Origin of the sequence: Vibrio penaeicida (assembly GCF_030689305.1) — a bacterium.
In the GTDB taxonomy this organism is placed as follows: Bacteria; Pseudomonadota; Gammaproteobacteria; order Enterobacterales; family Vibrionaceae; genus Vibrio; species Vibrio penaeicida_B.
This window is the reverse complement of record NZ_JAUYVM010000001.1, coordinates 633,916-658,981: the sequence shown is the minus strand read 5'-3', so window position 1 is coordinate 658,981 and position 25,066 is coordinate 633,916. Positions and strand designations below refer to the sequence as shown.

22 protein-coding genes are annotated in these 25,066 nt (G+C 44.0%); 8 read left to right on the top strand and 14 right to left on the bottom strand.

Annotated elements, in window-relative coordinates:
- Position 1: 1 nt before the first annotated feature.
- The 5 genes from Q8W40_RS02935 to Q8W40_RS02915 all read right to left on the bottom strand — a co-directional run bounded on the left by Q8W40_RS02935 (position 2) and on the right by Q8W40_RS02915 (position 5,724).
- Complete coding sequence (locus Q8W40_RS02935) at positions 2-781, bottom strand: motility protein A (protein ID WP_305395802.1); 780 nt, start codon at positions 779-781, stop codon at positions 2-4.
- Positions 781-2,640 carry a FliG C-terminal domain-containing protein gene (locus Q8W40_RS02930; protein ID WP_305395801.1) on the bottom strand — a complete coding sequence of 620 codons (1,860 nt, stop codon included), beginning with the start codon at positions 2,638-2,640 and terminating at the stop codon, positions 781-783. Before Q8W40_RS02930 ends, Q8W40_RS02935 begins: the two co-directional genes overlap by 1 nt.
- The gene (locus Q8W40_RS02925) at positions 2,625-3,212 is read right to left on the bottom strand and encodes a tetratricopeptide repeat protein (protein WP_305395800.1); all 588 of its coding nucleotides are present in this window, start codon (positions 3,210-3,212) and stop codon (positions 2,625-2,627) included. The genes Q8W40_RS02930 and Q8W40_RS02925 overlap by 16 nt, the downstream gene beginning before the upstream one ends.
- A 3-nt stretch (positions 3,213-3,215) precedes the next feature.
- Complete coding sequence (locus Q8W40_RS02920) at positions 3,216-4,241, bottom strand: hypothetical protein (RefSeq protein ID WP_305395799.1); 1,026 nt, start codon at positions 4,239-4,241, stop codon at positions 3,216-3,218.
- A 259-nt stretch (positions 4,242-4,500) separates the two neighbouring features.
- Positions 4,501-5,724 (bottom strand): diguanylate cyclase, encoded by a 1,224-nt coding sequence (locus Q8W40_RS02915; RefSeq protein WP_305395798.1) that lies wholly within the window; start codon positions 5,722-5,724, stop codon positions 4,501-4,503.
- Positions 5,725-5,969: 245 nt separating this feature from the next.
- Between Q8W40_RS02915 and dinB the strand changes: the two genes are divergently transcribed.
- Positions 5,970-7,037, top strand: coding sequence for a DNA polymerase IV (gene dinB / locus Q8W40_RS02910; protein WP_370693355.1), 1,068 nt, complete (start codon positions 5,970-5,972; stop codon positions 7,035-7,037).
- Positions 7,038-7,050: 13 nt separating this feature from the next.
- Here the strand turns inward: dinB and Q8W40_RS02905 are convergent, their stop codons facing one another.
- Positions 7,051-8,970: a RecQ family ATP-dependent DNA helicase gene (locus Q8W40_RS02905; RefSeq protein WP_305395796.1), complete on the bottom strand. Its 1,920-nt coding sequence runs from the start codon at positions 8,968-8,970 to the stop codon at positions 7,051-7,053.
- Positions 8,971-9,124: 154 nt separating this feature from the next.
- On the opposite strand from Q8W40_RS02905, the gene Q8W40_RS02900 reads away from it, so the two are divergent.
- Positions 9,125-9,607 carry a transcription elongation factor gene (locus Q8W40_RS02900; RefSeq protein ID WP_305395795.1) on the top strand — a complete coding sequence of 161 codons (483 nt, stop codon included), beginning with the start codon at positions 9,125-9,127 and terminating at the stop codon, positions 9,605-9,607.
- Positions 9,608-9,693: 86 nt separating this feature from the next.
- The gene (locus Q8W40_RS02895; protein ID WP_305395794.1) at positions 9,694-10,440 is read left to right on the top strand and encodes a YggN family protein; all 747 of its coding nucleotides are present in this window, start codon (positions 9,694-9,696) and stop codon (positions 10,438-10,440) included.
- Between the two features lie 82 nt (positions 10,441-10,522).
- Here the strand turns inward: Q8W40_RS02895 and Q8W40_RS02890 are convergent, their stop codons facing one another.
- Positions 10,523-13,066 (bottom strand): Ig-like domain-containing protein, encoded by a 2,544-nt coding sequence (locus Q8W40_RS02890; protein ID WP_305395793.1) that lies wholly within the window; start codon positions 13,064-13,066, stop codon positions 10,523-10,525.
- 467 nt (positions 13,067-13,533) lie between these two features.
- Here Q8W40_RS02890 and Q8W40_RS02885 point away from each other — a divergent pair, with 467 nt between their 5' ends.
- Positions 13,534-14,883: a sodium-dependent transporter gene (locus Q8W40_RS02885; protein WP_305395792.1), complete on the top strand. Its 1,350-nt coding sequence runs from the start codon at positions 13,534-13,536 to the stop codon at positions 14,881-14,883.
- A 52-nt stretch (positions 14,884-14,935) separates the two neighbouring features.
- Here Q8W40_RS02885 and Q8W40_RS02880 read toward each other — a convergent pair whose 3' ends face one another.
- The 5 genes from Q8W40_RS02880 to tsaA all read right to left on the bottom strand — a co-directional run bounded on the left by Q8W40_RS02880 (position 14,936) and on the right by tsaA (position 18,895).
- On the bottom strand, positions 14,936-15,127 hold the full coding sequence (locus tag Q8W40_RS02880) for a DUF4250 domain-containing protein (protein ID WP_305395791.1): 192 nt from the start codon (positions 15,125-15,127) through the stop codon (positions 14,936-14,938).
- Positions 15,127-15,333: a YaeP family protein gene (locus Q8W40_RS02875; RefSeq protein ID WP_101113434.1), complete on the bottom strand. Its 207-nt coding sequence runs from the start codon at positions 15,331-15,333 to the stop codon at positions 15,127-15,129. The genes Q8W40_RS02880 and Q8W40_RS02875 overlap by 1 nt, the downstream gene beginning before the upstream one ends.
- Positions 15,334-15,534: 201 nt before the next feature.
- Positions 15,535-16,212 (bottom strand): tellurite resistance TerB family protein, encoded by a 678-nt coding sequence (locus tag Q8W40_RS02870; RefSeq protein WP_305395790.1) that lies wholly within the window; start codon positions 16,210-16,212, stop codon positions 15,535-15,537.
- A gap of 142 nt (positions 16,213-16,354) precedes the next feature.
- On the bottom strand, positions 16,355-18,070 hold the full coding sequence (locus Q8W40_RS02865) for a proline--tRNA ligase (RefSeq protein WP_305395789.1): 1,716 nt from the start codon (positions 18,068-18,070) through the stop codon (positions 16,355-16,357).
- 126 nt (positions 18,071-18,196) lie between these two features.
- The gene (gene tsaA, locus Q8W40_RS02860; protein WP_305395788.1) at positions 18,197-18,895 is read right to left on the bottom strand and encodes a tRNA (N6-threonylcarbamoyladenosine(37)-N6)-methyltransferase TrmO; all 699 of its coding nucleotides are present in this window, start codon (positions 18,893-18,895) and stop codon (positions 18,197-18,199) included.
- A gap of 133 nt (positions 18,896-19,028) precedes the next feature.
- Here tsaA and Q8W40_RS02855 point away from each other — a divergent pair, with 133 nt between their 5' ends.
- The 3 genes from Q8W40_RS02855 to Q8W40_RS02845 all read left to right on the top strand — a co-directional run bounded on the left by Q8W40_RS02855 (position 19,029) and on the right by Q8W40_RS02845 (position 21,258).
- Positions 19,029-19,304 (top strand): type B 50S ribosomal protein L31, encoded by a 276-nt coding sequence (locus Q8W40_RS02855; protein WP_101113438.1) that lies wholly within the window; start codon positions 19,029-19,031, stop codon positions 19,302-19,304.
- Positions 19,304-19,447, top strand: a complete 144-nt coding sequence (gene ykgO, locus Q8W40_RS02850; protein ID WP_004401614.1) for a type B 50S ribosomal protein L36 — start codon at positions 19,304-19,306, stop codon at positions 19,445-19,447. The genes Q8W40_RS02855 and ykgO overlap by 1 nt, the downstream gene beginning before the upstream one ends.
- A 221-nt stretch (positions 19,448-19,668) precedes the next feature.
- Positions 19,669-21,258 (top strand): AbgT family transporter, encoded by a 1,590-nt coding sequence (locus Q8W40_RS02845; RefSeq protein WP_101113439.1) that lies wholly within the window; start codon positions 19,669-19,671, stop codon positions 21,256-21,258.
- Between the two features lie 95 nt (positions 21,259-21,353).
- Here the strand turns inward: Q8W40_RS02845 and Q8W40_RS02840 are convergent, their stop codons facing one another.
- Positions 21,354-21,797 (bottom strand): DUF411 domain-containing protein, encoded by a 444-nt coding sequence (locus tag Q8W40_RS02840; RefSeq protein WP_305395787.1) that lies wholly within the window; start codon positions 21,795-21,797, stop codon positions 21,354-21,356.
- A gap of 20 nt (positions 21,798-21,817) precedes the next feature.
- Entirely contained in the window at positions 21,818-24,544 is a 2,727-nt protein-coding gene (locus tag Q8W40_RS02835) for a copper-translocating P-type ATPase (protein WP_305395786.1), read from the bottom strand.
- Positions 24,545-24,664: 120 nt separating this feature from the next.
- On the opposite strand from Q8W40_RS02835, the gene Q8W40_RS02830 reads away from it, so the two are divergent.
- Positions 24,665-25,000, top strand: a complete 336-nt coding sequence (locus Q8W40_RS02830) for a DUF2834 domain-containing protein (RefSeq protein ID WP_101113442.1) — start codon at positions 24,665-24,667, stop codon at positions 24,998-25,000.
- Positions 25,001-25,066: the final 66 nt, after the last annotated feature.

The following is a 25,066-nucleotide window of genomic DNA, read 5'->3' as shown; positions in this document are numbered from 1 at the left end:
ACTAGGACTCCAGGCGCTTCTTGGGAGGAAGGTAGCTGTTCATCGAATCTTTGATGTGCAAATCGGGTTGTTTTTCCGTCATCATCACAAAGGCTTGGATCTGCATATCTCTACGGTGGAAATTGTCATCAGATTTACGCCTAACATTGATTGCAGATGGCTTGAACAAAGCCTGAGCAAGTAGAGTGCCGTATAACGTTGTAAGTAGAGCAATTGCCAGCCCTTTCCCCATGGTAGCCATGTCACCATCTAAGCTATCCAACATAACAATCAACCCAACAAGTGTGCCTATCATGCCAAATGCAGGAGAGAAATTAGCCATGGTACTCAACACATTGGCGGGTTGCGCTTCTTGCACTCGCTGGCTTTCATTACTTTCATCAAGCAAATGACGAAGTGCCTTCCCTTTGTAGCCTGTTCCCAGCAGCTCTATGGCCATTGTAATGAAAGGGTCTTTTAACTCTTTATTCGTTAAGGCTTTCTCCAAGCCTGCAATTCCTTCGGTGCGATACACCTTGTTCCATTCTAATGAGCGAATGATCGAAGAGTGCTTCAGTTTGGTTTCATTCTTACCATCAAACAGGCTTGCAATAACCGCTTGAATAGCTTTAAAGAAAAGAGGGTAAGAGTAACTAATTAAAGCCGCAGTTGATGTTCCCCCTGCAACAATCAGAAGGCTAGAAACACTCACAAAGAGCCAATAATTGTCGGTGCTTGATACCACAGCAGTCATTAATACCGCAGCAGAAAACAGCCATCCCGTAATGGTGCTCAAAGACATTAGGCTAGCCCCTCTAACTCACTAATTTTAAACTTATTTTCTTCTAACGCTTGACGCATGACTCTCACAATCTCTTGTTTTGCAGCATCTCTATCGTTTTCGCTGACGTCCGTTGCCATCTCTAATTCACTGATTACCATATTTACATAGCGGTCTGGGCAGCCAGAAATCAGCGCTTTTACGCGTTCCACTGGCATATCTGAAAAGGCACAAGCAAGCGTTTGGGCGTCAAGGTTTCTGATATGATTGCTAATGATTTGTGTCGGTGTTCGCCAAATGTCATCAAAGCTATAAAAGCGTTGTTTTAGCTGCACATAAGCACCCGGAGACGTTTCTTTTAACTGGGTTAATAGGTCGTTTTGTTTGGTGATACTTAATCCATCGAGGATTTGAGTCAAAACGAAAGGACCGTCGGTAGGTAGCGTTCTAAAGTCTGGAATGGATTGCGCTTTCGTCGCCAGTGAAGAAGCAACATCATTAAAAGCGGCCATAGGCAGAGTGTCTAACCTTGCGATTTCCATAGCCAATTCAGCCTGAGGTTCCATTGGGTATAGAGAAAGCAGCGCAGCAGAATTCTCGGAAGAAAGTTGGCTAATCACCATCGCCTGTATACGCTCAGGCTCATGCTCCAACAGCCAGCGGATTTGATTGATGGACAGGGTCTCAAGAAAATCAAATGGTTGTGACTTTCGGGTTGAGTGTGCGTGGAGGTTTGAGTCGACAAGGAGCTGCTTGAATGCTGCAACGTGTTTGACTACTTGCTCGCGATCATTTGGATTTTGCTCCAAATAGCTTATATAGCTAGGTATCTGAGAAGTCAGGCTAGGGTACATAGTGGTGAACATCGCTCTCCCAAGCTCTTGGTATACGCTAGCAAACATAGGCAGATTTTGTTCGTTTAGGCTGAGCTTTTTAATGACCTGATCGACTTGATGAGGCTCGCTTAAGCTGAATTTCACTAACTCTTGGCGACACGCCTCGTGTTCATAATACTGATGAGAAATTAGAGGCTCGGTTTGCACTGAGGAAGCCGGCTGAGGAGCTTTTTGAGTATCACTATCTGGTCTTGTTGAGCGAGAACGAATAACCATAATGATAAGAGTCAGTACCGCTAAGCCAAGTGCGATGAGCGCTAGCCAAAAGTAATCTTGCCAAAATGCTTTCTCTTGAATTTGAGTTCTGTCTTTATTGGGAACCTCAAAGGCAGTTCGGATGATGTCCAGCGAATCGCCTCTAAGTGGGTTGTAATCCACTTTTTGAATCAGAAGTTTTTTAAGGAGTTGCTCATTTTCGCTGTTCACCTTTTCGTCCAATAATAGCGTTACTGACAACTTGTTGATTTCAGTAGAGAGAGGTTTGGCTTCCCTTTGGTTTTTGCTGATGTTAGTCGTTGGGTTGGTCGCGGGCATATTATTCTGAGGGGGAGGCACTGGCTGAGCTGTAGGCTGCACTGGAACCTCTATGTTCTCTTTGGCGGGCATGCCGCCTAATCCAGGCAGTTCAGGGACGAATTCTGGTACTCTTCGAACAGGTGCTGCAATGGTTGTCGTTCTTTGAGGGGATCCAGTTTGATCGGCTTTAGTTTCGGGTGTGTTGGGTGCAGGTACATTAGCTACAGGTGCGTTGATTCCGGAATTTCTTGTATTTCCCTTTTGTACGAACTCCGATTGAATGGTCAAGACATGCTTGTTGAGTCCTATGATGCGTTCAATATCATCATTTATACGCGCTTCTAATCTCGCTGAGAATTCAAGCGCTTGGATCTCACTGGATGATTGCGCGATGCTCAAGCCAGATATACAAAAAGGCAGAATGAAGGCAAATTTAACTAATGGGTTCATCATTATTTTTCCAGCCATTTCATCATTCGTTTTACTTCAGGGAGGTCAGGGTTATGCTTCAACGCTTGTTGCCAAGCAATGATGGCATCTTCTACTTTGCCCAGTTTGTAAAGAACACTCCCCTTTGTCGCTAGAATGTTTTCTGGTGTTTCTGTGAGTGGTTGAGCTTGTTCAAGTAGAGTCAGTGCGGCATTAAAATCGCCTTTCACTGCATTTTCTTGAGCTTCTAATTTGAGTGCGAGTGACCTCGCTTCATTGAATGGAGATACAGACTTCTCTCCATTTTCTTCTTGAGAAGGTACGTCATCTTCTGTCGGTGGGGCAGTTTCCTCAGAAAGAGGAAATGATGATTCCTCCTGAGAATCTTTGGTGTATATGGGCTCAGTACTGTCTGTCTCGATGGTTAACACCATATCCGGATCAGACAAATCAAATTGCACACCTGATTCATACTGGTTGCCCTGCATGTGTATGGTTATTTTTCCATCTTTCATTGCAACTCGTTGTTGAGTTTCTGGTTGAGATGCTGATTCAGCCCAACAGGTATTTGCCAGCAAAAATAGACAAGGACAAAGGATCGTATTCTTCATGGATTAAAACCTCACACCTAACGTTAGATCGAAGGCAGGATTGCCTCCCCATGTGCCGTTTTCAAAAGTGTCTTTGCTGATGTACATCAAACCGAGATCGACAAAAATATCTCCTTGAGTAAAGAAGGCATTTCGTGGTGGTGACAGTTCTAGCCCTGCACGTACTGCGATTTTTTGTTTGTTCTCAACAAACTGAAAGCCCGAACCCGCGTAAACAGATAACCAGTCATCGGTAATCGCATACAGTGCTCTTGCTTCTGCCCCAAAGCCTTGAATCGAAAAGTTTGTACTGCCGTCAAAGTTGCGAAAGTAGTTACCGATAAAGGCAAAGTGAGCGCGTTCTGATGGGGTGTGCCCGCTGTAGTAACGTATAGAAAGGTCCGTTACATTTTGTATGTCTTCGCCATCAGTTGAAGTACCGTTGATACCAATGTAACCAAGAGCGACGCCGACTCCGCTCTCCTTTACATTCTTCTTTGCGAGCACATCCGGGTCCTCCTTTATGTCGAAGTTTCCCGTCCATACCACTTCGTTGTTTTGAGTACTAACTAGTGACATCGTGATGTTGTGAGTATTGTCGCTAAGAGGCGCTCGCCACGTTAGAAAGGCGTCGACACGTATTTTCTTTCCGAGCTTCCGCAGTTCATCATTACTTGAAAGTCCATGCTTAAACTTTACGTTGGAGGCAGAGAGGTTGACTTGTGTTTTTCCACATTCGATACAGCTGCGTACTTTGATCCCATTGTTTTTCATTTTGGCAGTTAGGATTGATGTCAGCTTGAGCAGCTCTGTTTTTTCTTCGTCCGTTACGGCTTTACCCTCGAAATACAAGGCGACGCTTTGGATCTTAGCTAGAGACTTATTGTCTAAAATGTCGAACCAAAGATCATCGTGTTCTAAGAATTCTTCAACTGTTTGTGCTCCATTATCTTTTGCGGAGAAAAATTCATTTAAAGGCTTGGAAAAAGCAATCGAAGAGTAAGAAATTAAAAGGGTGCTAATGGTTAGAATCGTGACTTTTTTCCACACAATGAAACTCCATTCAGATCGGGGCTAGGGAAAAGCCCTCGAACTGATAGGCTAGGGGACTCGCACTATTTGAATCGCCTTGCACACATGATCCCGAGGGCTGGGTATGAAGAGTATTTTGTTAACCCTTTGGATTTCGTGCAATAAACCATTGAGCTGATGATTAAACGCATGGCGTGCTTTGTTTAGAGGGGGTATGTAGCTTGAAGTGATTTTGCCGCTTTGAGTGATCCGTATATATAGAAATGGTAGGCGTAGATTAGCGTGCAACGAGGCGGTTTCGACCTTCTTCTTTTGCTTGATACAATAGGTCGTCAGCATCCCGAATAATTTTTTCTAGATTTTGCTCTTCATTTCCAGAGCTAACCCCAATACTGACTGTTAGATGAATTTGCAAATCCTCGTATTGAACAGCCGTTTTCTCTATTCGCTGACGCATGTTGTCTAGGCGGCTTTGGAATTCTTGATAATCCCCACAATGTTGAATGCAGAACTCTTCACCACCAAATCTCACCGCAATTTCATTTTTGAAGTAGATGGATATAATTTGCGCCACAGTAACCAGTGCTCTGTCGCCGCCATCGTGACCATAGGTATCATTCACTTTCTTAAAGAAATCGATATCAATCATGGCGATATTGCGATTATCACAACATTTATTATTGTTCTCATTGAACAAGTAGCGACGATTCCAAAGCCCAGTTAACGCATCTTGATTAGCAATGCGATAAAGTTCATCAGTGGCGTCCTTCATGTCTAGAATGTGTTGGACACGGCAATAGAATTCTTCTTGGTTGAAAGGCTTGTAGAGGAAATCGTTAGCGCCCGCTTTTAGAAATCGGGCTGTCATTGTGCGGTCGTTATTACCCGACAGACCAAGAATAGCCAAGTGGTTACGATCGTACTGGTTTCGAATTTCCCTAGTCATGGTAATACCGTCTTTATTCGGCATATCATGATCGGTGATGATCATAGTGATGTCGGGGTTTTCTGCCAATATATCTATCGCTTGCTGACCATCATTTGCTTGTAAAGTGTCAATGTATTGATGCTCAAGGAGATATACTACGTGGTTTCTCACGGTAATAGAATCGTCGACAACCAATGCTTTGTGCGTATGGTTCGCCATTAAACGCTTTAGAAGTGGGATCAAATAGGATACAGAAGCACTGCTGTCTTTCGTGATGTAATCGAGTACACCTTTGGCAATAACATGTTCACGGATACTGTCATTAAACTGCGCCGTGAGCACAATCGCACGGATCTTGTGTGATAAAACGAGATCGATGATTTCCCCGTCAGGACCATCGGGTAAGCAATAATCTAATACAGCACACAGAAAGTCAGTATCTTGGCTTATTATGTTATTTGCCGCTTCTAAAGACTCGGCTAAGACAACCTCAAAACCAATTTGCTTAAGTTGCGAGTTAAGATAATTACGAAAGGCTCGACTATCCTCGACAACCAAAATCCGATTTAGCACCAGCGCTCCACATTTCTTCTAATTCTTTAATTGACCTGTTTATTAAGTCTAATCACAAAAGTAAGTACTTCCATAAAAAAAACATTTTATTTCCAATGTCGTAAAAAGGATGAGACAGAATATACAATTGCTGAGCTTTTTGAACTGCCAAAATTTGTCAGGAGAGTTTGGTAAGTGCTGGGAAATGCTTCAGACTTTTATTATACTGATTTTTTATACAGTATTTGTGTGAGAGCATTTGAGCAATGGCAAATGATGCGATGAAAAAAATAATTCATGTGGATATGGATTGCTTTTATGCCGCAGTGGAAATGCGCGATAACCCTTCCTATAGGGGACGACCTCTTGCCGTTGGAGGAAGTGAAAAGCAACGCGGTGTTCTGAGTACTTGTAATTATGAAGCGCGTCAATTTGGTATTCGCTCAGCAATGCCAACAGGGCAGGCTTTAAAACTTTGTCCTAATTTGCTGGTGGTGCCAGGGCGAATGCAAGTTTACGTTGATACCTCACGAAAAATACGCGAAATCTTTGAGCGGTATACTTCGATCATTGAGCCTCTCTCACTTGATGAGGCCTATCTGGATGTTACTGATACGCAAGTTCTTCATGGCAGTGCCACATTAATAGCGGAGGCGATTCGCTATGACATTTGGAATGAATTGAAATTGACGGCTTCTGCAGGCGTCGCACCTATCAAATTTCTAGCGAAAGTTGCATCTGACATAAACAAACCTAATGGCTTGTGCGTGATCCCACCAGATAAGGTTCAGGAAACGATTGATACACTGACACTTGATAAAATTCCCGGTGTAGGAAAAGTATCTTTAGAAAAGCTGAATAACGCGGGCTTTTTTACTTGCCGAGATATTCGTGAATCGGATTATCGCTCACTGCTGACTCAATTTGGTCGCCTAGGAGCGTCGCTATGGAAGCGAAGCCAAGGTATTGATAATCGAGATGTGGTTACTGAGCGCGAGCGTAAATCGGTTGGTGTCGAGCGTACTTTTTCTAAGAATATTCGCACGTTTGATGAGTGTTGGAAGGTGATAGCAAACAAACTCTTCCCTGAATTAGAACATCGTTTAGTGAAAGCTTCACCAGAAAAAGCGATCATTAAACAAGGTATAAAAATGAAATTTGCTGATTTTCAGCAAACCACGATAGAGCATATTCATGGTGAATTAGAGCTGGAAGATTTTCGTGGTTTATTAGAAAAAGTGCTGCAACGTCAGAAAGGCAGAGAGATTCGTTTACTCGGGTTGAGCGTTATGCTCAAACCCGAGCAAGAAGCTAGGCAGCTCAGCTTCTTTTGAACCCAATATACACCTAATTGCCAGTTACTAACTCTAGAACTTCACTAAATGGGGTGCTTTCCAGCCGACCAAATCCTTCCATTTGCCTTGCTTTAAGTCGTGTCGATTCTGGGGTGATGATTCCACATAAGAAGCGCGCCAAAGCTTTGGGTGTGGCTTGGTCTTTCATCGCATGTTGATAAGGTGCGATCCAATTTGGGATATTCTCTCGTTCGTATTCAGCGAAATTTGAAGATGGCAGGGTGGCAACATGCCCGTTGCAGACTGAGCAGTGTTGGCAATGTTCTGGGGCGTTTTCATCGGCAAAGTAGCGAGCAAGTTGTTGGCTTAAGCATCGACTGTCTTCAAAGAAGGCGACCATCTCCCGAATTCGATTGATTTCACTGGCTTCTTTTTGCTCGAACAAAAGATGCATCTGCTCGGCTAATTCGCGGGGCGATTTCTGGGTATCCAGTACACGGTAAACGTCGGTAGCTTGTTTACTTTCTAACTCAATCCAACCGTTTTCATGAAAGTAGTCCAATGCAGAAACCACTCGGCTTCGTTCTGCAGAGTAACCTTGCCATAAAGCGTCAAAATCCAATGTATGCCAAGTTTTAGCTTTGGGGGAGCATTGGAAAATCGCTTCCACAAACTGTTTCCTTTCCCCTTGAAAGCGCTGAAAAATTGCTTGTTGATCGACATTTAATTTGAACCGGTAATCAGCGAAATAGGTAAACCGCGGTTCAATGACGCCTTGCAGCTCAAGGTAAACCAGCAAGGTTTTCAAAGGGAGTTGACGAATGTTGACCTCTTTTGAAAGCCTATTAAGCATAATGCTCCATTCGTCTGAGTGTTCGTATATCTGCTCAATGACCATTTGAATGGAACGAGCATCGGGTGTATCGCCGTACACAAAGTTCTCTAATACTGTTAACCCCGATTTGTCGCCAAGCAAAATACACTGGGAGCTTTGCCCGTCTCGACCGGCTCGACCAATTTCTTGTGAGTAGTTTTCGATAGACTTTGGTAAGTCAAAATGAATAACGCGGCGAATGTCGGCTTTATCCACTCCCATTCCAAAGGCTATGGTAGCGACGATACAAGGAACATGACCTAGCATAAATGCATGCTGGATTCGCTCGCGATCTTCGCTTTTTAAACCTGCATGGTAAGCCTGAACTTGTACCCCGTGATTACGTAGGAACCCAGCAACTTGTTCAGCAGTTTGCTGCAAAGTGACATAAACAATGGTGGGTTCTGAAGGCGATTCGTTGATGATTGTTGCTAACTTTTCCAACCGTTCTTCGGCAAAACAAGTTTGAATATTTAAATGCAGGTTAGACCGATAAAACCCCGTAATGGTGATGTGTTCCGGCTGAATGGCAAACTTACTTTGCATATCTGAGATGACTTGCGGGGTAGCCGTAGCGGTTAACAGCAATACTTGCGGAATCTTCAAAGCTTGTTGGTATTGAGGCAGCTTTAAGTAGTCAGGGCGAAAGTTGTGCCCCCATTCAGAGATACAGTGCGCTTCATCCACGACCATCATAGAGATGGGAACTTGTGAAATGAATTGACGAAAACGCTCGTTTTTCAACCTTTCAACTGAAATCATTAGTATTTTAGTTGTCCCATTTCGGACAGACTGCATGATGCGTTGAGTGGTTTCTCTGTCTTGGGTTGAATCGATGGATTCGGCTTCAATGCCTTTACTTTTTAAAAACTGAAGTTGATCCTTTATTAATGCCAATAGCGGTGAGATCACCAAAGTTAAGTGGGGAAGGTGCAAGGCGGGCAGCTGGTAGCAAAGGGATTTACCTGAACCAGTCGGAAAAATCGCCGCACTAGAATGACCTTGCAACACGTGAGTCACCACGTCATTCTGACCTTTTCTTAGCTCGTTAAAGCCGAATACGTGCTGCAAACTTTGGCGAATAGCCTGATCGATCATGTAAACCCTTCCCCTTTTCATATCAATCCGGCTATTCTAACAGGTCCTAAAGTTCTAACAGACTTTAAAGTTCTAACAGCCTCTAGTTTCTAAAAGATCTAGGTTTCTAACAGATCCATGTTTCTAACGGTTTTAAGTTTGGTGAATATAAAATATGAATAAGTCTGAGCTTCGGCAGGCATTCCTAGAGGAATTACAACGCATACATAAAACGGCGTTAAGTGCTGCTCAAACGGCTATTGAATCCGCAACAGATGAAGAAACGGTACCAGAACATAAGTACGATACGTTGGCATTGGAAGCGGCGTATCTTGCTCACGGACAAGCGCAGCGAGTCGCTGAGTGTGAAGAGAACATTAGGCTTTATTCTGAGTTAGTGCTTCGAGAATTTGATGAGGACACGCCGATTGCTGTATCGGCTTTGGTAAAACTTGAAGATCTTAATGGAAATGAGAGTTGGTATTTCATCGCGCCCACGGCTGGTGGAACGAGTGTTGAATTCAGTGGTAAGTCGATAGCAAGTGTGACATTAAAAGCACCTTTAGGGCAGCAGTTGAAAGGAAAGTATCTGGGTGACGAAATACAATTGCAGTCTGGAAATCAACAGAGCAACTTTGAAGTGGTTGAGCTGTTATAACAAATTACTGACAATTCACCCATTAACTTTGTTAGCTTGATCATTCTGTTAGCGAAAATTGAACATGGGTCTATTTTGAGGTGACTATGTATATCAAATGGATAGGGTTAGCACTGCTAACAATAAGTACTTACTCACATGCTTCGCAATGTAAGGTAGATGTCGAAAATGAGGTCCATTTAGATGGGAGCCGAGTCGAGGTATACCAGCAAGGGGAAGCAAAAGTTCTTATAGATAAAGACAATAATGTCTTTATCAACGGTGAGAAGTTGGCGCTCGATGAATGGCAGCATAAAGCTGTAGATTCGTACCGTGAGAAAATGAACGAGTATGTGCCAAGAGCTAAAGACATTGCTAATAACGGTGCTGATCTCGCAAAAGATATTGTTGATGATGTCAGTGCCAGTTTTAACGACAGCCAAGCGTTCAATAATGTGAAATCTGCCATCGATGATTTTTACACTGACTTAGAATCTCGCTACTACCAAGACGGTGAATTTATTCTTAAGGAAAATGCGTTTGGTGATGCCTTCAGTAATTGGAAAAAAGACTTTGATGGGGCGATGGAAAAGTTTAATGGGGAGTTTTTCTCCAGCGCGTTTTCTGCTTTGTCTGAAAAAATGAAGACGGAAGGCGGTATTAATTTTACTGAATTGCAAAAGCAGTTGGGTTCACTAAAAGATACGCTGAAAGAAAAGATTGAAGGGCAGTCAAAGGAGATTCGCAAAGAAGCTCAGCAATATTGTGAACAGCTAAAAGATGTGGCGAGTGAAGAACAAAAGCTGCATGATAAAATACCAGAGCTAAAAGATTACCCTGTTTTCTTAATCTAACATTTTCAATAAAACAGAAAACAAAGGGGAGCGAATCGCTCCCCTTTCTCTATTTAGTTATCTGTGTTGATTCAGTGAATCGTTATTGCCCCGCATTCAGTTGGTCTAGTTTATTACCTACAGGTACTGAGAAGTTGAAGCCATCGTGTTGGTCCCAGTTAATAGACCATGTCATCACGCCACCAAAACTTGGATACAGCTTAGCAGGCACAACCGTGCTGCATTTCGTGCCTTTAATTAGGCAGTCGAGCGCATCATAGATGTTTTGGACAGGAGCTTGACCAGAGTTAGCACTGCTAGGACCTGATGGCAAACCAATGGCTACCTGATCGTCACGTAACGGAGCAAACTGAGTACCATCAGCCAGCTTGAATCCTTCAACCAGCATTTTTGCTGAGGCTACCATCATATCGACGGAGCCTTCAGGTGCAGCGCCTGGCATGTAAGGGTTAGGTAAACCACCATTGTTGTATAGCTGAACATGAAGTAAGTCTAGCGTGTCACGAACCTGGTCAATCACCGGAATGTAAGCACCCCAAATTCCAGTGTACGCGATCAACCCGCCTTGAACATATGGGTGTTCAGGCGCCATGGTTAGGTACATATCGCCACCCGTATTCGCTTCAATCGCTTTAAGAGCACGACCTAAACGAGCCTGAATTTGAGAGCCATGCAATAGGTTTGAACCGCTTTCTAAGTCAACGTCCAATCCATCGAAGCCCCACTCTTTGATAATGCTTGTTAAGCTGTTCACAAAGTTGGTTTCATCTTGGTCGGTATTTAAGGTAATGGTCCCTTCAGCCCCGCCTAAAGACAGAACAAAGATCTTACCTTTGGCTTGCAGCGCTGCCATATCTTGCTTGAACTGAGCTGGATCGAGTGCAGGACAAGAGCTGTGGATATCACCTGAATACAAGTTGAAGTGAACAGTACCGTCGCTGTTGCGATCGTTATCTGCAAACGCTATGTCAATAATATCCCAACGTTCAGACATATCGGCCAAACGAAGTGGACAACCTGAACCGTTCACAAAATTATGCCAGTAACCAATAAGATTATGTTTCTTGGCGACTTGCTCAACCGCATTAACAGTAACACCGGATGAAACCGCGCTGTTTCCAGAGGAATCTTTGGCAATAACAGTTAGGGTGTAGTTACCGATTGCAGCAGGTGTCCAATTTACGCTGTAAGGTGCAGTAGTATCTGATGAAATAACAGAACCATTAACCAAGAAATCAACGCTTTGAACCGTTCCTGTTAAGCTGGTTGCGTCCGCGCTGATTGCGGTTGATTTACCGACGCCAACGGTGCTTCCGTTTACGGGAGATGTGAGTCGGGTAACAACGGGTTGATCGCTCACGGTAACCAAAGCACTTGCTTCGCCTGTTGAACCACCGTTATCAGTGGCGATAGCCTTCACTGTGGTTTCACCCACAGCCGTTGCTTGCCAGTTAATGGTGTATGGTGCTTGAGTATCAATACCTAAACTGGTGTTGTTTGCAAAGAATTCAACTTGGGTTACTTTTCCGTCTGCATCACTCGCTTGTGCATTTACCGCTACGGTTGAGCCAGCTAGAATCACATCACCAGTAGAAGGTGCCGTTAAAGCAACTTCGGGCGCTGCACTGCATGCACCTAGCCCAGTCCACGCTTCTTTCCAGTATTCACCCACACCCGGTTCGTATGCCCATACTGAGTTAGACGAACACCAACCTGCAACGTCACAACGGTATTTCTGATTGGCATTTTCGACCAACGCACCTGCGCTGTATGCAGTGCCGGCAACATAAGGCGTAGCATCAGCACAACCACCTGAGGACGCCGACTTCACATTCACAGATACTTCTTGGCTCGCTGTTGAAAGGTTGTCGTTATCTGTTGCCTTAGCAGAAACAGTATGAGCACCAGCTTGAGCTGTCCAGTTATGTTCAAATGGCGCTGCTGTGTCTGTCGCAACAAGGTTGCTGTCCACATAGAATTCGACTTGTGTAACTGTGCCATCGGTATCTGCTGCATTAGCGGATAGAGTCAGTACGTCACCTTGAGTGACAGATTCAGAACCTGTTGGGGATGTTAGGTCGATACTTGGTGCCACCAATCCACCTGCCGGCGCTACCTGTATTAGAACCGTTGATTCGTTCGTTGCGCCTAAGTTGTCGGTGGCAATAGCAGAAATGGTATGATTGCCTGTTTCCGTCATCCAATCTAGCGTGTAAGGCGCGGTTGTTGTTACGCCCAAACTTACACCAGACAAGAAAAACTCGACTTGCGCGATGCTGCCATCAATGTCGGAGGCGTTCACTTGTAAACCAATGACTTGGCCCGTTGTTAGCTGAGCATTGTTGAGTGGCGATGTAATGCTCACTTCAGGAGATGCGTTGAAACCACCACACGCACCTAGCCACTTCCATTCTTGCCAATCACCAGAGTGAGTTGCTGGCGAGTTCCCCTGCGACCACCATCGTGCCTGATACGCGTTGTTGTCTTGTTGAACCTTTCCGTCCGTAGAGTAGGCGCCATCAGGCTGCCAAACTGGCAGTGTTCTACAATCGACCGTTGCCGCTTGAACAGCACTGGTCAAGCTTAAAGCGGACAGTATTGCACCGCTGATAATTGTCCTTTTCATTTCTTCTCCCGTCTTAAAAAGTATGGGGATATACGACTGCCCCCAGAACTTGCTCAAGCAGCCTGATATGACGGCTTACGTCATTTCTGAAAGGTTGCTTGGGTATAAAGTGCTTAATTTATAAACGCACAAAGTCTCTATTTATTAGACGGAGAGTTAAACAATGTCATTGTTAGGATATTGAATTAATTGCAAAACTAGATTGAATATCACAGAGAAATATTCTGAGGTTCTTGAGTTTCAGTATGTTTTCGAGGCACTTCACCTTAATTTGTTCGGAAAATTTCATCTGTATTTTTGATTCGTCGCCTGAAGGAGAATACTTTTCGACGCAATTCTATATTTTTAGACCAATTGTTTGTAATTTGTGCGTTCGAATGGGTATTACTGCTGCATGCTCTTGTTATTGCCTGTGTAAAACACTATTGTACTAGCCAACTAGTTCGTAAGTGTGTCAGTAGCGTAGTATGGCAAATACAAGAGAAAATTTTGGATCGAGATTGGGCTTCGTGTTGGCGGCAGCTGGTGCAGCGGTAGGTCTTGGAAATATATGGGGTTTCCCCACTCAGGCTGCGAGTAATGGGGGCGGTGCATTTTTAATGGTGTACCTCTTCATGATCCTTGTCGTGGCTTTTCCTATGTTGGTTGTTGAAATGGCGATAGGACGTCATGGTCAAGCCAACCCAGTCGATAGTATGAAGTCACTTACGGAGAACCCGTTAGGTAAAAAAGTCGGAGGCTTAGTCGGTTGGATTGGTCTTAGCGTACCAAGTGCTGTTCTTGCTTTTTATTCCATCGTGGGTGGGTGGTTAATCTGTTTCTTGTTAGGGGCGATAACCGAGCTGTTCGGTTTTGCATCCGTTGCTCAATGGTTTAAAGGGTTCAGTGTCGAGAGAAACCTGTTTGGAACATTGGTTTTTTATGTTCTAACTATTTTGATTGTACAAGGTGGTGTTAAGCAGGGTATTGAAAAGTGGTCGACACGATTAATGCCCGCATTGTTTGTTTTGTTTGGATTGCTATTTGTCTACATCATGATGCAATCGGGGGCAATGGAAGGGCTTAAGCACTATTTGATTCCTGATTTCGAAAAAATTTGGGACCGTAAGTTGATTCTGGCGGCAATGGGACAAGGCTTTTTCTCACTGACTATTGGTGGGTGTTCGATGCTCATTTATGGTTCATACCTGAGCAAAAAAGAAAACCTGCCTAAAATGGCAATGAATGTCACGTTGGTGGATACCGCAGTCGCTTTCATCGCTGGTTTAGTGGTTTTGCCTGCTATGTTTGTTGCCATGCAAAAAGGCGTACAGATTTATGCTGAAGATGGTTCCCTATTGAGTTCTGATACCTTAGTTTTCACTGTTTTGCCTTTGATGTTTGAAAGCCTTGGTTTACTTGGTCAGCTGTTTGCGATCATTTTCTTCTTACTTCTTACAATTGCAGCGCTCACGTCATCTATCTCCATGCTGGAGTGCCCAGTCGCTTTGGTGAGTGAACGTTTGGAATCGAAACGCAGCACCACAAGCTGGATATTAGGCGGTTTAATTGCACTGTTTAGTGTCGTGATTGTCTTTAATTTTGGTGAACTGTTTGGATTGGTAGCCATGGTTGCGACCCAATATTTACAGCCTACTGCTGCATTAATGTTCTGCCTGTTTGGTGGGTGGGTGTGGAATCGACATTCAAAAATTAAAGAGCTTGAACTCGGTAACCCAGACTTTCAATTGGGCTGGTTCGGTAAAGTTTGGCCAGCGTATGTGAAGTTTGTTTGCCCAGTACTTGTCGCTACGGTCATCTGGGCTTCATTTGGTTAATAGAAATTAGAGATAAAAAATGCCGCTCAACTTCAACTTGAGCGGCATTTTTTTATCTGAATTGACCTGCGTCAGGTAGAAACTCAAAATCAGCCGTTGCCAGTCTTGCTTCCAATTTACTTCTGTCTATGTCGAAGAAAACGACGAGCTTGTCGAGGTCGCCGCCAAAATCATCGCGAAGCTTCATGTTCACAATACTCATTAGCATGACGGGGTCCATTGATTCGTAGTTCGCTAAATTCATTATTTGTCCTCAAAATCCGAAATCAATAAATTAGCTGCAGCAAAAGCGGCTTTCTCACGCACTTCATCAGGAAGGGCTGTGTCTGATGCTATATCGTTAAAGGTACGAATTGAACACGCAATCGCGTTCGGTACGTAAGCTTGATCACCACTGCCAATTTGAGCGTACATCTGACGAATGAGCTCGCAACAATCGAATACTTTCATAAAGATTACCTAGAAAATGAAAACTGGAGCCAATATACAGAGTTACGATATTGACCTCAATATACAAAAAAACAAAATCAAAACATGAGTTTGTCTTAGCGCAATATGGGGAATGGAGTGACTGTTATTTGAGCACTCTAAGGAAGTGTAAAGTCTCAGATGGCCCCTAAAAGGGGGAACAGAGCCATCTGAGTAAAACGGTTATGTATTAACTTGAGCCTCTAACTGCAACACTAAGTCATCAGCAAGCCCTAACTGGCTAGCGAGTTCTTTTAAATAGCTTCTTTCCATAAAGTTTTGCTCGTCAACGACAAGTAATGACGCAAGATAGACTTCGGCTGCTTGTTCTTTATTGGAAGCAGAACGAGCGATGTCTGAAGGATCGAGAGGCTTGTTTAATTCCGATTGAACCAATTGGTTGACTGAATCGTCTGCCCCAAGCTCTGTGACGGCTTGTTGAATTTTTAATTGTTCCTGTTCATCGACATGACCATCCGCTTTTGCGGCTGCTATCATGGCTTTGAGAATTAAAATACTGTGTTGATCTTCACTCAACCGTGGTGAGGGAGAAGGGGAAGTATTCCCCGGCTGGCTTTTTTGCCAGTCGTTGTACACTTTAAAAGCCAAAGCACCTAGAGCTGCGGCACTGCCGACTCCTAATGCTTTCTTCCCCATTTTACGGGACTTTTTGGACCCCATGAGTAACCCAATTAAACCACCTCCTACTGCACCTGCTCCTAATGTTGCTAACTGGCTTTTGTCTTGCCCCAGCTTTTGTGCACTGTTTCCGAGACTATGCGCACTTTGGCTAAGAGTTTGACTGCCTTGTTTCATCAAATCAGAATTTAGCGCTTGGTTTAATAGGCTTTTGAGATCCATACTCGACTCCGTTTTAAACAACAAACACAGAATACGTTTCTCAATATGAATTAAAGATGAATGGTATTAAGAAAAGAAAAAAGAGCAACAATGTTGCTCTTTTAGAAGGTTTAGAATTGACGAACGAAGTCAGTGAATTGTATTAGGCAAGTTGCGCTTGAACATGCTCTATGACGCTATCGATAGCTACAGCTGTTTTCTCACCTTTACGGCGGTTTTTATATTCGAAGTTGCCTTCGTCCATACTGCGATCACCGATAACGATAGTATGGGGAACACCCACCAGTTCGATATCCGAGAACATGACACCTGGGCGCTCTTTACGATCGTCAAATAGGACTTCAATGCCTGCTGCGGTTAGTTCAGCGTACAGCTTTTCTGCTGCTTCTTTCACACGCTCTGATTTGTGCATGTTCATAGGAACAATGGCAACTTGGAATGGTGCGATAGCATCTGGCCAAATAATGCCGTGTTTATCGTGGTTTTGTTCTATTGCAGAAGCGACAACACGAGTAACACCAATGCCATAACAACCCATTTCTAGAATGGTATTTTTACCATCGGGACCAAGCACGCCACAGTTCATCTTCTCAGAGTAGTTTTTACCTAGCTGGAAAATGTGACCGACTTCGATACCGCGCTTCAGCTGAATTGTACCTTGACCACACGGGCTAGGATCGCCTTCCACAACGTTACGTAGGTCTTCGACTTGCCCAAGCTCGACATCACGACCCCAGTTAATACCGAAGTAGTGCTTGTCATCAATGTTTGCGCCTGCGCCAAAATCGCTCATTGCTGCAACGCTACGATCTACAATGAATGGCAGTTCAAGACCAACAGGACCCAAAGAACCGGGACCCGCTCCAATCAATGCGCGGATTTGTTCTTCTGTTGCCATCTCTAAAGGAGAGGCTACTTGCGCAAGGTTTTCCGCTTTGATCTCATTAAGCTCATGGTCTCCACGAACAATAAGCGCAATGATGTCTGCTTCAACTTCGTCAGATGCTTTTACAAAGAGAGTCTTAACCGTCTTTTCAATGGCTAGATCAAATTGTTCAACCAGTTCCGCAATGGTTTTTGCGTTTGGCGTATCCACCATTGCCATTTCTTGAGTTGGCGCTGCACGTTCTGTTGCTGGGGCAAGTGCCTCTGCTTTTTCAATGTTTGCAGCGTAATCTGACTCTGAAGAGAAGGCGATAAGGTCTTCACCGCTTTCTGCTAAAACGTGGAACTCGTGGGAGCCGTTACCACCAATAGCACCCGTGTCAGCAAGAACAGGACGGTAGTTAAGACCCATGCGATCGAACGCTTTACAATAGGCATCGTGCATGGCTTCGTAAGACTTCTGTAGGCCGTCTTTATCAATATCGAAGCTATACGCATCCATCATAGAGAATTCGCGTGAACGCATAACACCGAAGCGAGGGCGTCTTTCATCACGGAACTTAGTTTGAATTTGGTACAGATTTAGCGGAAGTTGCTTGTAAGAATTAACTTCGTTACGCACTAGGCTTGTAATGACTTCTTCAGCAGTAGGGCTAAGTACAAACGGACGTTCATGGCGATCAGTAAGGCGAAGAAGTTCAGCGCCCATCTTTTCGCTGCGGCCTGTTTCTTCCCATAGTTCAAACGGCTGGACAACGGGCATCAAAGTTTCAACTGCACCGGCATTGTTGATTTCTTGACGAACGATGTTTTCGACTTTACGCAATACACGTAGACCAGTAGGCAGCCAGGTGTACAAACCTGAAGCCAGCTTACGGATCATACCTGCACGTAGCATGAGCTGGTGGCTCACTACTTCTGCGTCGTTTGGGGTCTCCTTCAGAGTAGAAAGAAGATAGTTACTGGTACGCATTAAATTTATCCGTTTATCAAAGTTAGATACTCAAGCCGGAGTAGGCTAGAGTAAAGGTTTCCCATTCAAGGATGTAGGGTCAATAACCCCAGTTAAGCCGCTTATGATATCAGCCAATTGTCATTGTCAAAAGTGTTCAATTGCCCTGACGACCACTAAGTTGTTGTTGACCGTAAATTTCACGTTTAAATCGAACAAATTTACCGCATATTCTTTGTTATCTTGCTTCTTTTTCTTGTATGCAGGTCGCGGATCTTGCCCTAGAACCTCGGTGAGTACTTGGTAAATTTGCGTACGATTTGGATGAGTGTCTATTACCTCACATGCCGCAGCGAGAAAACTGACTTCCAACGTTTTTGGTTCTTGGTCTGCGTAACCGCCAGTGGCATCTGGAATCGAGTCGGAGTAGGGAATATACGGCTTGATGTCCATAATCGGGGTGCCATCCACTAAATCGACACTTCCCAGCTCCAAAAAGACCTGATCTCCCTCTTTAGTTACGCCTTTTAGTTCTACTGCAGACATACCCATTCCGTTTGGTCGAAATGTTGAACGTGACGCGAATACGCCGATTCTTTCGTTGCCACCTAATCGCGGAGGACGAACAGTTGGCTTCCAACCACCGGACAAATTTTGGTCAAACAGAAAAAGTAGCCATACGTGGCTAAATTGCTCAATTCCTCTGATTGCTTCAGGTGAATTTGCTTTTCCACATAAACGAATTCGAGCTGTCGAGTGTGGCGCTAACCTCGGCTGGCGCGGGACTGCGAACTTTTCTTTGTATGGGGATTCAACAAAACCAATAGGAGAAATAGTGTGATTCATGGTCGGAAATAGAGAGTAGTAATTCAGGAACTAAATGGAACATAACATAAAAAAAACTTGCATTCTCAATTGAGAATCGTTATCAATGTGTTTTGTTATAACATAACGGTTAAGATTTTTTGGAGTTTAACAAATGAAACCGAATATTCATCCTGATTACAGAACAGTTGTATTTCACGATACAAGTGTAGATAAGTACTTTTTGATTGGTTCAACCCTACAAACGGATCGCACTATTGAATGGGAAGATGGCAATACTTACCCATACTACACGCTAGATGTTTCGTCTGAATCACACCCTTTCTACACGGGTAAACAGCGCGTTGTTAATAAAGAAGGTCGAGTAGCTAACTTTAACCGTCGTTTTGGCGGGATGAAATCTGTAGCAAAAGAAGAGGTAAGTGAGTAATGAAAGTTCTAAGTTCTTTGAAAAGTGCGAAACAACGTCACCCAGATTGCCAGATCGTGAAACGCCGTGGTCGTGTTTACGTGATTTGCAAAACAAACCCTCGCTTTAAAGCGGTTCAGGGAAAAGTGAAAAAGCGTAAATAGAAATGCAATAAGTTTCTTATTTGTGTATTTGATATGTCGTAAAGTATAATTTTTTTGGATGATTAGTTTAAATAAAATCGTGATTTTGGTTTTAAATTTGTTAATAGTTCACTTTTTGTAACACTTATGACTTTAATTTGCTCTCCATGTAACGTAATCTCCGCGTGCTTTTTTGATGGCTGTGTCAAAAAAAGTTAGGAATTACTACAAGGAGGGAACAGATGAGTTCATCTGCTTCAAATACACAATATCCACCTAAAAAGTCACTGTTTACACGTTTTCTTGATGGTGTGGAATATTTGGGGAACCTATTGCCCCATCCGATTACTTTATTCGCTATATTCTGTGTCGCTATTCTGGTTATGTCCGGTATTGCGGGGTACTTTGAAGTCTCCGTAATGGATCCGCGCCCAGAAGGGGCAAAGGGTCGTGCTGCAGATGGTATGATTCAAGTTGTAAGCCTGCTTAATGCAGAAGGCTTACAGCTTATCGTGACTAATCTCGTTAAAAACTTTGTTGGTTTTGCACCGCTAGGAACCGTATTGGTTGCTATGCTGGGTGTCGCGATTGCTGAACATTCTGGTCTACTTTCTGCGGCAATGCGTGGCATGGTTATGGGTGCTTCTAAGCGCATGGTAACCTTCACGGTTGTCTTCGCAGGTATCATTTCCAATACTGCTTCAGAGCTTGGTTATGTGGTACTTATCCCACTAGCGGCAATGTTATTCCATTCTTTAGGTCGTCACCCTTTGGCAGGCTTGGCAGCAGCATTCGCTGGTGTATCGGGTGGTTACTCAGCAAACCTACTTATCGGTACTGTTGATCCGTTACTTTCAGGTATTACTGAAACCGCGGCGCAAATGATTGATCCAACGTATTCTGTTGGCCCTGAATCAAACTGGTATTTCATGTTTGTTTCTACCTTCTTTATCTCTATTACTGGTGCATTTGTTACCGAGAAAATTGTTGAGCCGAAGCTAGGTAAATACAATTCAGAAGAAGCGTCTGAAGATCTGTCTAACGATGAAATGGGTAAACTGAGTGCGCAAGAGAAAAAAGGTCTGAAGCTGGCTGGTCTTGCTGTTCTTGGTGTGAGTGCTTTACTGGCATGGACTATCGTGCCTGAAAACGGCGTTTTACGTAACCCAGTAACGGGTGAAGTAGCGGGTTCGCCTTTCCTCAAAAGTATCGTCGCGTTTATCTTCGTTTTCTTCGCTATTCCAGGTTTTGTCTACGGTAAAGTTGTAGGCACAATGAAAACGGATCGCGATGTTATCGATGCGATGGCGAAATCTATGTCATCAATGGGCATGTACATCGTACTCGTGTTCTTTGCTGCTCAGTTTGTTGCTTTCTTTAAGTGGACTAACTTTGGTCAGGTATTTGCGGTTGCAGGTGCAGACTTCTTGCAGAGCGTTGGTTTAACGGGTCCTATGTTGTTCTTCGCATTTATTCTAATGTGTGGCTTCATCAACTTGATGATCGGTTCTGCTTCTGCTCAGTGGGCGGTAACAGCACCTATCTTCGTTCCAATGCTTATGCTGGTGGGCTACGCTCCTGAAACCATTCAGGCAGCTTACCGTATTGGTGACTCTACGACGAACATCATTACTCCTATGATGAGTTACTTTGGTCTGATTTTGGCTGTTGCGACTCGCTACATGAAGAACTTAGGTATTGGTACGCTTATCGCAACCATGCTGCCGTACTCGATCTGCTTCTTAGTGGGTTGGAGCTTCTTGTTCTACATCTGGGTATTCGTATTTGGTTTGCCAGTTGGTCCTGGAGCAGCGACTTACTATACGCCATAACAACCAAGTGTATTGATAACGAAAGCCGAAGCAATTGCTTCGGCTTTTGTTTTTATTTCATTCAATTACGAGCAACAAACCCTACTTATACAAGATTATTCGGCTTGGTTGTGCGTAGAAAACACGAAGGTATGCCCTTTTTTGTTGAATGCATACACATCGTATTGATCTTTTTTATCGCCATATTCCATTCCTGGCGACCCCAATGGCATTCCCGGAACGGCGAGCCCCATCGCTTGTTTTGGCGGGTTTTCTAGAAATGCTTCTATGTCACTTGCAGGAATATGACCTTCAAACACAAAACCTTGAATTTCTGAGGTATGGCATGAGGCTAATTCTGGAGATACACCAAGCTTTTGTTTTACTGGGTTAAGGTTTTTGTAGTCTTTTATTTCCACATCAAAACCGGATTTCTCCATGTGTTTCACCCATTCTGAGCAGCACCCGCAATATGGAGATTTATGGGTGACGACCTGCGCCGCCATTGCTGAAGCAGATGTAAGCATTCCGAGTGTAAGTATAAAGCGGGAGATTTTCATAATTCACCTCATATTATGGTTTATTTTGTGTCGAACAATCGCAAGCGGTTGGCGTTACTCACAACGGTGATCGATGAGAGTGCCATAGCAGCACCAGCAACAACTGGGCTGAGTAAAAATCCAAATGCGGGGTAAAGAGCACCAGCGGCAATAGGAATGCCTAGTGTGTTGTAAATAAAGGCGCCAAATAGGTTTTGTTTCATATTCTTCACGGTCGCTTTCGAAAGTTTGATGGCTTTCGAAACCGTAAGAGGTGACGCATTCAGTAGTGTCATTTGTGCACTTTCTATGGCTAAATCAGAACCACCCCCCATAGCCATACTGACATTAGCTAAGGCAAGGGCTGGGGCATCATTTATACCGTCACCCACCATCGCAACGGAGAAACCTTGCGCTTGCAAAGATTGAATGTGAGAAGCTTTTTGATCGGGCAACACATCAGCAATGACATGATCTATTTTCAGCTCTTTGGCGACAGATTCGGCTACGGTTGTGTTGTCGCCAGAGAGCATGGCAACTTTGATTCCCATCTCGTGAAGTAGAGATACCGCGTTTTTGGCGTCAGGTTTAATGGCATCTGCAATGAATATTTTGGCCGCTGGTTGGTTATCGACCAGAACAAATACTTCGGTAAACTCACCTTCAATTTGGTTAGTAACGTTTGGAAGATCTGCTTTAGCTTCAATGAATTTTCGGTTACCAATATCAATTTGCTGATTATTCACGATCGCAGATAAACCGAGTCCACGATGGTTTTGAAAATGGTCGGCAGAAAGTTCGCTGTTTTGATGCTTTTCTGCGAATTGACACAGGGCTTTAGCGAGCGGATGTTCTGAAGCATTTTCCACAGTAAATATCAAAGGAAGTAAGCTTTCTGGTGTCCAGTTATCCAAGTAGTGAGCACTGACGACACTAGGGCGACCTTCAGTCAGTGTGCCCGTTTTATCAAATACCACCATATCCACTTTGCTGGCTTGCTGAAGCACATCGGCATCTTTGATAAGGACACCCATTTCAGCAGCTTTACCTATACCAACCGTAACGGAAAGAGGGGTGGCAAGCCCTAGGGCGCAAGGGCAGGCAATAATAAGAACCGTGGTCGCTACAATGAGCATGTAGCTGGCTTTAGGGTCAGGGCCAACTGCAAACCAAATCAATGACGCACCTATTGCGATGGATACGACAATAGGAACAAAAACGGCTGAAATGGAGTCGGCAAGTTTGGCTATTTGTGGTTTACTGCTTTGCGCTTGACGAACGAGAGAGACGATACGAGCAAGCATAGTGTTTTCCCCGATGGTCGTCGCTTCAATGACCAAGGATCCATCTTGGTTGAGTGTGCCTGCGGATATCGTGTCTTGCACTTTCTTTGCTTTGGGAACCGGTTCACCTGTTAACATCGATTCATCAATGTAGCTTTCACCTTGGACAATGACTCCGTCGACGGGAATTTTTGCGCCCGGTTGGATACGCAGCTTCATGCCTTTTATGACAGACTGAAGCGGCAGCTCTTTTTCTGAACCATCGGCATGAATGACGATCGCGGTCTCGGGTTGCAAGTTTATCAATGCTTCGAGTGAGCGGGTGGTTTTTGCTTTTGCTTTGGCTTCTATAAAGTGACCTAACGAAATTAAGCCAATGATCATGGCACTGGCTTCGAAGTACACATGTCGCGAAGCTGGGGGAAGCCACTCAGGAAAGAGAACAACGATCATAGAAAACAGCCAAGCAGCCCCCGTACCTAGCGCGACCAAAGTATCCATGGTCGCGCGTTTGTGTTGCAGCGATTTCCATGCATTAACGAAGAAATGCTTGCCTGGAACGGCGAGGAGCCATAAACACAATAACCCTATAACACCCCACACCCACTGATCTTGCGTATGTCGAATCATCATGTTGCCGCCAAAAACGCCCCATAGCATCAGCGGTGCACCGATAGAGAGTGAAAGAAGAGACGCCTTTTTGTGGTGTGTCATAACTTGAGCTGATAACAACGCTTGTTGTTCTCGTCGATCTTGTTCGTTGGTTACTACTTCAGCACCGTAACCGGCATTTTTAACGGAATGGATCAGTTTTTCACTGGTGTCGCTCGAATTGTCATGAACAAAAACTAATGCAGATTGTTCTGCGAGGTTTACTTGTACCTTTTGAGCTGCATCGACGTGCATTAGCGCTTTTTCGACAGAAGAGACACAGCTCGCGCAGGTCAATCCGGTCAGCGTTAGTTGAATGGTGTTAAAAGCTTCTGATTCCGTGTGCAGTTTGGATGGGGATGAAAGGTTTTGTGAGATATCCTCTCTTTGACTCTCTTCTTCCAAGGCGTCGCTATCTGATTCACTATCAACATCAACCGTATCATGGCTCTTCAATGGAGAGGCGGAGTAGCCTGTGTTTTCAACAATCTCTACGATGTCGTGTTCACTTAGTAGACCAACGACGGTGGCTTTCGTTTTTGTTACTTCAAAGCGCGCAATGTGAGAATGTTGTGCAAATTCTTGCTCTAATTTCTTAACACATTTCCCACAATTTAAACCGGATAGCGTAACCTCAGTTTGAGCTCCTGCTTGATAGTCTAAACTTTCAATTGAAAGAAAGATCGTACTTAACGGAGCTGAGCTAACAAGATTGACTTGGTCTTTATCAATTGATATCACGGATGTGTCTGGGATTTTGAGCAAAGCTTTTTCTACTTTCTTTGCACACCCCATGCAGTTCAGCCCGTGTAGTGAGATGGAGTAGTCGGTCATAGCGCTTCTCGTCAGATTTTTGATGAGTGCTGAGCATAAACCTTCCATCAAGGGGAAGGTCAACAAGCGTTACATATTTTCTGGGAATGGATTTCTCCCATATGGATATCAGGAGGCAGTATGAAAGGTTTTTATTTGGTAGCGTGCATTGTAGGAACTGTGGTTCCTTACTCAGCCTTGCTCTCTTGGCTCGGAGAGTTTGGTTTTTCAATTTCTCTCATCATCGAGCACATCAACAGCAATAAAATAGGGTTATTTGCGTGGTTGGACGTATTGATTTCTGCGGCTGTTCTTATTGGATTTATATTGTACGACAGTAAAAAAATTGGCTTTACTCAACCTTGGAAACCCATTTTGGGTACGTGCCTTGTGGGGGTATCTCTTGGGTTGCCTTTGTACCTTCTACTCCGTGAGATGCACCAAGAAACTCAAATGGCACTCCAAAGCACGTCTTAACTCGCCATTCATCTTCATTTTTCCCCATTGTACAATTGCAATTGGGTGTTAAAATGTCGCCAATTT

Bases quoted from the DNA above. Each gene is read 5' to 3' on its own strand.
- Q8W40_RS02835 (WP_305395786.1), bottom strand. From the start codon at position 24,544: ATGACCGACTACTCCATCTCACTACACGGGCTGAACTGCATGGGGTGT.
- Q8W40_RS02840 (WP_305395787.1), bottom strand. From the start codon at position 21,797: ATGAAAATCTCCCGCTTTATACTTACACTCGGAATGCTTACATCTGCT.
- Q8W40_RS02855 (WP_101113438.1), top strand. From the start codon at position 19,029: ATGAAACCGAATATTCATCCTGATTACAGAACAGTTGTATTTCACGAT.
- Q8W40_RS02900 (WP_305395795.1), top strand. From the start codon at position 9,125: ATGAATAAGTCTGAGCTTCGGCAGGCATTCCTAGAGGAATTACAACGC.
- Q8W40_RS02880 (WP_305395791.1), bottom strand. From the start codon at position 15,127: ATGAATTTAGCGAACTACGAATCAATGGACCCCGTCATGCTAATGAGT.
- Q8W40_RS02890 (WP_305395793.1), bottom strand. From the start codon at position 13,066: ATGAAAAGGACAATTATCAGCGGTGCAATACTGTCCGCTTTAAGCTTG.
- tsaA (WP_305395788.1), bottom strand. From the start codon at position 18,895: ATGAATCACACTATTTCTCCTATTGGTTTTGTTGAATCCCCATACAAA.
- Q8W40_RS02925 (WP_305395800.1), bottom strand. From the start codon at position 3,212: ATGAAGAATACGATCCTTTGTCCTTGTCTATTTTTGCTGGCAAATACC.
- Q8W40_RS02935 (WP_305395802.1), bottom strand. From the start codon at position 781: ATGTCTTTGAGCACCATTACGGGATGGCTGTTTTCTGCTGCGGTATTA.
- dinB (WP_370693355.1), top strand. From the start codon at position 5,970: ATGGCAAATGATGCGATGAAAAAAATAATTCATGTGGATATGGATTGC.
- Q8W40_RS02865 (WP_305395789.1), bottom strand. From the start codon at position 18,070: ATGCGTACCAGTAACTATCTTCTTTCTACTCTGAAGGAGACCCCAAAC.
- Q8W40_RS02905 (WP_305395796.1), bottom strand. From the start codon at position 8,970: ATGATCGATCAGGCTATTCGCCAAAGTTTGCAGCACGTATTCGGCTTT.
- Q8W40_RS02870 (WP_305395790.1), bottom strand. From the start codon at position 16,212: ATGGATCTCAAAAGCCTATTAAACCAAGCGCTAAATTCTGATTTGATG.
- ykgO (WP_004401614.1), top strand. From the start codon at position 19,304: ATGAAAGTTCTAAGTTCTTTGAAAAGTGCGAAACAACGTCACCCAGAT.
- Q8W40_RS02895 (WP_305395794.1), top strand. From the start codon at position 9,694: ATGTATATCAAATGGATAGGGTTAGCACTGCTAACAATAAGTACTTAC.
- Q8W40_RS02830 (WP_101113442.1), top strand. From the start codon at position 24,665: ATGAAAGGTTTTTATTTGGTAGCGTGCATTGTAGGAACTGTGGTTCCT.
- Q8W40_RS02930 (WP_305395801.1), bottom strand. From the start codon at position 2,640: ATGGCTGGAAAAATAATGATGAACCCATTAGTTAAATTTGCCTTCATT.
- Q8W40_RS02845 (WP_101113439.1), top strand. From the start codon at position 19,669: ATGAGTTCATCTGCTTCAAATACACAATATCCACCTAAAAAGTCACTG.
- Q8W40_RS02885 (WP_305395792.1), top strand. From the start codon at position 13,534: ATGGCAAATACAAGAGAAAATTTTGGATCGAGATTGGGCTTCGTGTTG.
- Q8W40_RS02875 (WP_101113434.1), bottom strand. From the start codon at position 15,333: ATGAAAGTATTCGATTGTTGCGAGCTCATTCGTCAGATGTACGCTCAA.